The organism is Silvanigrella sp. (genome assembly GCF_044369315.1).
GTDB lineage: Bacteria > Bdellovibrionota_B > Oligoflexia > Silvanigrellales > Silvanigrellaceae > Silvanigrella.
Genome location: NZ_JBIPMD010000202.1, coordinates 1 through 6024 on the forward strand (window position 1 = coordinate 1; position 6024 = coordinate 6024).

Sequence of the window (6024 nt, forward strand, 5' to 3'; positions counted from 1 at the left end):
CTGACAATTTTAAAAGTCTATTTTCCATCTCCATTTAAATCTCCTCCTCAAAAGGAGATTTAATTCTGGATTTATGCTTTGTAAAAATCACTTATTGGGAGGACACGCTCCATAATCAGGATCTGCTTTTTTGCAGTTTTCAATATGTCTTAATTTAATTTCTTTCGAAGCATTTCCCATAGCGCGAGCTATGTTTTCAAAAAGTACTTGTTGTTGTTGTGCAGTCATCAAGCGAAATAAAAGACCAGGCTGAGAATAATAATCTTTGTCTTCTCTATGATCCCAATGACCTGCCGTTCCTTCTAAAGCTAAATGTGGTTCGGCATAATTGCTTTGCTGTTGCCACTCACCTTTGCTATTTGGCTCATAATTTAAAGTTTTTCCTTTATTACCATCAACTCTCATTGCACCATCACGGTGATAAGAGTGATAAGGACAGCGAGGCGCATTTACAGGAATGAGCTGATGATTGACTCCAAGGCGGTAGCGTTGTGTGTCACCATATGAAAAAAGTCTTCCTTGCAACATTTTATCAGGAGAAAACCCAATCCCAGGAATGATATTTGCAGGATTAAAAGCAGCTTGTTCTACTTCTGCAAAATAATTTTCGGGATTTCGATTGAGTTCTAAAACTCCAACTTCAATTAAGGGATAATCCTTATGCAACCAAACTTTTGTAAGATCAAAAGGGTTGTATTTGCAATTTGCAACGTCTTTTTCAGACATAATTTGAATACACATTTTCCAACGTGGGAAATCTCCTTTTTCAATGCTTTCAAAAAGATCTCTTTGATGGCTTTCACGATCTTTCGCAATAATCGCTTCAGCTTCGGAATCTGAAATATTTTTTATCCCTTGTTGTGAAATAAAATGAAATTTAACTCAACTTCGCTTGTTGTCTTTATCAAAAAAACTATAAGTATGACTGCCAAAGCCATGCATATGTCTGTATGAAAAAGGAATTCCTCTTTCACTCATTACAATTGTTACTTGATGCAGAGATTCAGGAGATAAAGTCCAAAAATCCCAATTATTTTCAGCACTGCGCATATTTGTTACAGGATCTCTTTTTACTGCATGAGCTAAATCTGGAAATTTAAGTGGGTCCCGTAAAAAGAAAACAGGTGTATTATTTCCAACCAGATCCCAATTTCCTTTTTCCGTATAAAATTTCATAGCAAAGCCTCGGATATCCCGTTCTGCATCGGCGGCACCACGTTCGCCTGCCACAGTGGAAAATCTTAAAAAGAGATCTGTTTTTTTTCCTATTGAAGAAAAAATATGAGCTTTTGTAAATTTTGATATGTCATTTGTTACTGTAAATATTCCATAGGCTCCAGAACCTTTTGCGTGCATACGACGCTCTGGAATAACTTCACGATCAAAATGCGCTAACTTTTCTAAATACCAAATATCCTGCAAAAGGAGAGGGCCATAGCGACCTGCTGTCATTGTATTTTGATTATCTACAACAGGATTTCCTGCATTGTTTGTTAATTTATTATTTTTTGTCATTTAACACACCTTTTAAAATATTGTTGAATTTTAATAAGAACAAATTGTTCTGCAAAATTTTTGCTTTTTAAAGATCATTGTTATTTTAAAAGAACAACTTTTTAATTCAAAAATAATAAAACTTTATAATATTTGCCACAGAAGATAGATGACCATTTTAATAACAAATAATTCCTAATAAAAGAGTAACGTAAAGTCAAGTTCAATATATTTAATTAACAAGAAATTATAATAGATATGACAATTTATTTTAATTAATATTTCGATATTTTAATACAAAAAATAGAAATTTATAATAAATTATTCTTTATTAAATTATTGATTAATCTTTTAATTTATATTAAAAATAATAGCAAAATAGAAAGAAAAATTATTTTTTTATAAGATGGATAGTATGAAGAAACGTATGTAATATTTTTAAAAGAAAAATAGTTATAGCACTTAATGAAATTATAATTAACTGCGGTGTAGAACAAATTACCTTAAAAGCTTTTTCTTTCCAATTTGCTTCTATAACACAGGGATGAGAAGATTTTTCTTTACTATTATCACTTAAATCTTTTTTAAAAATTGTAGAATTCGAATTATCTTCCTTATTTTCAAGATTCATTATAACTCCTTTCTGTTTTTAATAAAATATGAAAGTTTACCTGTTATATTATTTTATTTTACAAATTACAATAATTATAAATTAAATTAAAATGTTTAAAAATATTGCAAAAAAACAAGTAGCTAAATACTATTTGATTGTCATTTTTTTAAAATATAAATCCTGAGAATATAATTTTAAATAGGGATCATTTTCATTATAACCACCTATATCAGAATTCACTAAAAATCGTGATAATTTGTCAAATAATGGTATAACAGAATAATACTCCATCCCAATTGCTGCTGCTTTTTCAAATAAAATATTTCTTTTCTTATTTTCAATTTGAGAAGTAGCCTTATCTAGTAAATCGTCGTATAAAGGATTATTCATATATGAAAATTTATAATGTTTAGTGCTTTTTAATAAACCTAAATATTCTATAGGATCTAGATAATTGGGATTCCATGTAATCAAAGATATTTCAAAATTTGCTTCACGCATAGAAGTAACATTATCATAATATTCCAGTCGATTTAAAATTACAGTAATACCTAATTGATTCTTAAGCTGTTCTGATATAGATTCTACAATTTTATAACTATCAGGATTATAATTATAATTTATTTTTATTGTTAACTTACTATTTTCGTTATAGCCAGACTCCTTATAAATTTTTTTTGCTTCATGAACTCTTTCATCATAAGTCACAGTAGCCCATTTTGGAATATAAGGAGTGTACTCTTCAATATAATATGGAACAATATCATATAAAATTAATTTAGAATCATACAATATTTTTTTTGCTATATCATCTCTATTTATAATCATTGAAATTGCTTTTCTTAACTTTATGTTATCTTTAAAAGGTTTTTTACTTATATTTAAAATCAATATAATTGAGTCTGCTGTTCTATTTAATATTAACTGACTTTCAAGAAGCTTTGAATTCAAATACGGAATTTCATTCGACGAAATATTCGGAGAAGTCATATCAGCTTGTCCGGTAATATACATGTTTACTTGCGAAAGGATATCATCTGTAAAATAATAAATAACATTATTTATTTTTACATTATTAAAATTATAATAATAAGGATTTTTTTCAAAACGAATGTACTTTTCTTTCAGATAATCTTTTATTTTATAAGCAGAATTAGATAAAGCAGGAATTTTATTTATAAATAGACCTTTTGAATTAAAATCTTTTGGATTTAAACATACATAATTTATACCACTTAATAGTTCTAAAAAACGAGGAAACGGTTGAGACAAGTCAATTTGAAGAGTTTCCGAATTTATTATCTTAACCCCCAACTTTTGCATTGGCATTTTACCTTCAAGAATTTTTTGGCTATTTAAAATAGGATACGAAGAAAAGCCTATCGTTGTTAATATTTTAGGGTTGACTATTCTTTGAATAGGAAGAGCACAATGAGCTGCTGTTACTTTTGAGCCATCAGACCATTTTGCATCCGTTCTAATTTTAAAAGTATACGATTTTTTATTATTTGTAACTTTATAAGAAGAAGCAAGAGCCAAAATAACTTTTCCATTTTGATCTATCCTTGTTAACCCCTCAAATAAGTCTTGTAAAACAAGATTAGTAGGAGAATCATCCGCATTTGTAGGATCAAAGGTATATGGTTTCCCTCCAGAAAATCGCGTCAGCTCATCTCTTTGAAAAACTTTTTGAGCAAATGAAACATTTCCTACTAATAAACCAAATAATAATATAAAGAAAATCTTATACATATTTTTCATTCTAAACCAACTTATAATTATTAATTATAAAAAATTATAACATAATTGTATATTATTTTAATTCTTACATTAAAATGCTTTTCCTTTGACAATAATAAAACTTTGTCAATCAAAGAGCTTATCATCAATTAATAATAACGTCAAAAATATAGGTATCATTCATTATTTGTATTTTTAACCTTGTTTCATTATTATAATTAAAACAATCACTGAAGGCTTTTTATGTCTAATTTAATGAATAATTCAATCTATATTCTAATAATCTCTATTTTTTTAATTAATATAGAAAACAAAACATACGCAAAAGATAAGATTGAAAAAAAACAAGAAATTGACACTATATTCATAAATATTCAACCAAGAACGCCATTCTTCATTTACAAGAAAAATGATTCAAAACCTTCCGATGGAGTTGCGTATCACTTATTAATCAAAATCCTAAATTCTGCTAATGTAAAATACGAATTTAATAATATTCCAATGGTTCGAACACTGGTATTGATGAAAAAAAATAAAACAAAAGTATGTTATCCAAATGCCTTAATGATTAAATCACGAATGAGTTATGTTTATTATTCAAGACCCTATTTTAAAGATAAAAAAACTTCTATTCTTTTAAGAAAAGATGATAATAGATTTAAATAATATAAAACATTTAGAGAAATTTTGCAAAATAAAAATTGAAAAATATTATTAAAAATTGTTTACGCTTATGGAAACTATATTGAAGAAACGATAAATAAAACAAAAAATTATTTAACAGGTTTGGTGAAATCAGAGAAACCAGACGAAATTATTTTATCTTCAAACGACAATTATGAAATGTTAAATGAAATTATAGAAAAAAATGCTGATTACATGCTCACATCAAGATACGAAGCAGAGTATTTATTTAAAGAATTTCCAATTTACAAAAATTCGCTCACTATAAAAGATGTTGATGATCTTAATTATAACGAAAAGAGATATCTTATGTGTTCAAGAATAGTTGGCAAAGAGACTATGGATAAAATAGACCATCAAATAAAAAAAGTAACAAATTTTAATTAAAATTTAAAAATACATTTTTATCTTTTTAATTTTACCTTTCCAGTTAAAAGATCTTGCATTAAAGCTTTTTTAAGATTTTTATATTTCTCAAGTTGAACATTTGACAATAAAATTTTATTTGAAATTTGATTCGCTACTTTTATAATTTTTAATTGCTCATTTATTTTAGGAATTGGTACCATAAAATTGCCAAGATCTTTAATGGGTAATTGAGGTTGAGCAGAACCAGACGCAAATTTATTATAATTAAAATCAAAATAAAATGATTGAAGAGAGTGATACAAAAATTCATTCAATAATTCTTTATCATCAGATCTTATGATTACCATTCCAGAATTGATTCTCATATTTTTTAAGCCAATTTTATTAGAGTAATAAGCTATGTTACCAACAGTGCCTCTTGTTGTGATTACAATATCTTTTAGTCTTATTTTCCCTTTACTTAAAACTGAATCTTTAATTTTACTTATATACTCAACATTTTTGAAATTAAATCCAGACTTAGTAACATTTGTTGCATTTAAAAAAAGCAGAATCCTCTTTTATAAAGCTCTTTTTTATTTGGATAATGCTGCCCTCTATCACCATCTATTATCTTAATAGAGGTATCTTTTAAACTCTTTATTTTCCACTGTTCAGGTATTTTTAAGAGTGAACTCTCTTTAAATCTAGTATGTCCTATTCCTTTAGTTAAAAGATCAAACATGACTCCTTTTTTTAAAATTTCAAGTTTTTCTATTTTTTGTTCTGTCAATTCAATAATCATATCAACAGAATTTAAGATTTTTGAGATTTTTTTTGATTGGAAAGACTTGGTAGAGTTAATTTAAGATTTTCAAAATCAGTCTTATTAATTATTGGAAGAGTTGTTACATTAGACATCTTTGTTAAATGATTCTGAATATTTAAAATACTATAGTAAATATATTCATGTGAAAATCCATCATTACATATTATAGAATTGATCTGTTGATTTGTTGCGTGTCCTACCAATAAGTGCATTTTACAAACAAAATGAATGCTAGTAAATTTTTTATAGAGAGTGGTTTTTGATTTTGTTGATGGTATCGAGATAATTCCAAGGCAACCAATCTTTTGGGTTTTGT

The 6024-nt window shown here is 26.9% G+C and carries 7 protein-coding genes and 1 pseudogene; 2 read left to right on the forward strand and 6 right to left on the reverse strand.

Translation table 11 applies throughout. The annotated features are described in order from the left end of the window. Nucleotides 1-87: 87 nt before the first annotated feature. The 3 genes and pseudogenes from ACIQ56_RS13475 to ACIQ56_RS13485 all read right to left on the reverse strand — a co-directional run bounded on the left by ACIQ56_RS13475 (nt 88) and on the right by ACIQ56_RS13485 (nt 3859). Nucleotides 88-1515: pseudogene (locus ACIQ56_RS13475) on the reverse strand (catalase). 370 nt (nt 1516-1885) lie between these two features. Beyond that, nucleotides 1886-2125, reverse strand: a complete 240-nt coding sequence (locus ACIQ56_RS13480) for a hypothetical protein (RefSeq protein WP_397601568.1) — start codon at nt 2123-2125, stop codon at nt 1886-1888. A gap of 129 nt (nt 2126-2254) precedes the next feature. After that, entirely contained in the window at nt 2255-3859 is a 1605-nt protein-coding gene (locus ACIQ56_RS13485; RefSeq protein WP_397601569.1) for a peptide ABC transporter substrate-binding protein, read from the reverse strand. A 231-nt stretch (nt 3860-4090) separates the two neighbouring features. Between ACIQ56_RS13485 and ACIQ56_RS13490 the strand changes: the two genes are divergently transcribed. Next, a complete protein-coding gene (locus ACIQ56_RS13490) occupies nt 4091-4513 on the forward strand; it encodes a hypothetical protein (protein WP_397601570.1) in 423 nt (140 codons plus the stop codon). A gap of 123 nt (nt 4514-4636) precedes the next feature. After that, entirely contained in the window at nt 4637-4918 is a 282-nt protein-coding gene (locus ACIQ56_RS13495; RefSeq protein WP_397601571.1) for a hypothetical protein, read from the forward strand. Between the two features lie 17 nt (nt 4919-4935). Here the strand turns inward: ACIQ56_RS13495 and ACIQ56_RS13500 are convergent, their stop codons facing one another. The 3 genes from ACIQ56_RS13500 to ACIQ56_RS13510 all read right to left on the reverse strand — a co-directional run. Then, the gene (locus ACIQ56_RS13500; RefSeq protein WP_397601574.1) at nt 4936-5454 is read right to left on the reverse strand and encodes a restriction endonuclease subunit S; all 519 of its coding nucleotides are present in this window, start codon (nt 5452-5454) and stop codon (nt 4936-4938) included. Beyond that, nucleotides 5439-5672: a hypothetical protein gene (locus tag ACIQ56_RS13505; RefSeq protein WP_397601572.1), complete on the reverse strand. Its 234-nt coding sequence runs from the start codon at nt 5670-5672 to the stop codon at nt 5439-5441. Before ACIQ56_RS13505 ends, ACIQ56_RS13500 begins: the two co-directional genes overlap by 16 nt. A 23-nt stretch (nt 5673-5695) precedes the next feature. Beyond that, nucleotides 5696-6024: restriction endonuclease subunit S (locus ACIQ56_RS13510; protein WP_397601573.1), on the reverse strand; the 329-nt coding region annotated here is incomplete at its 5' end.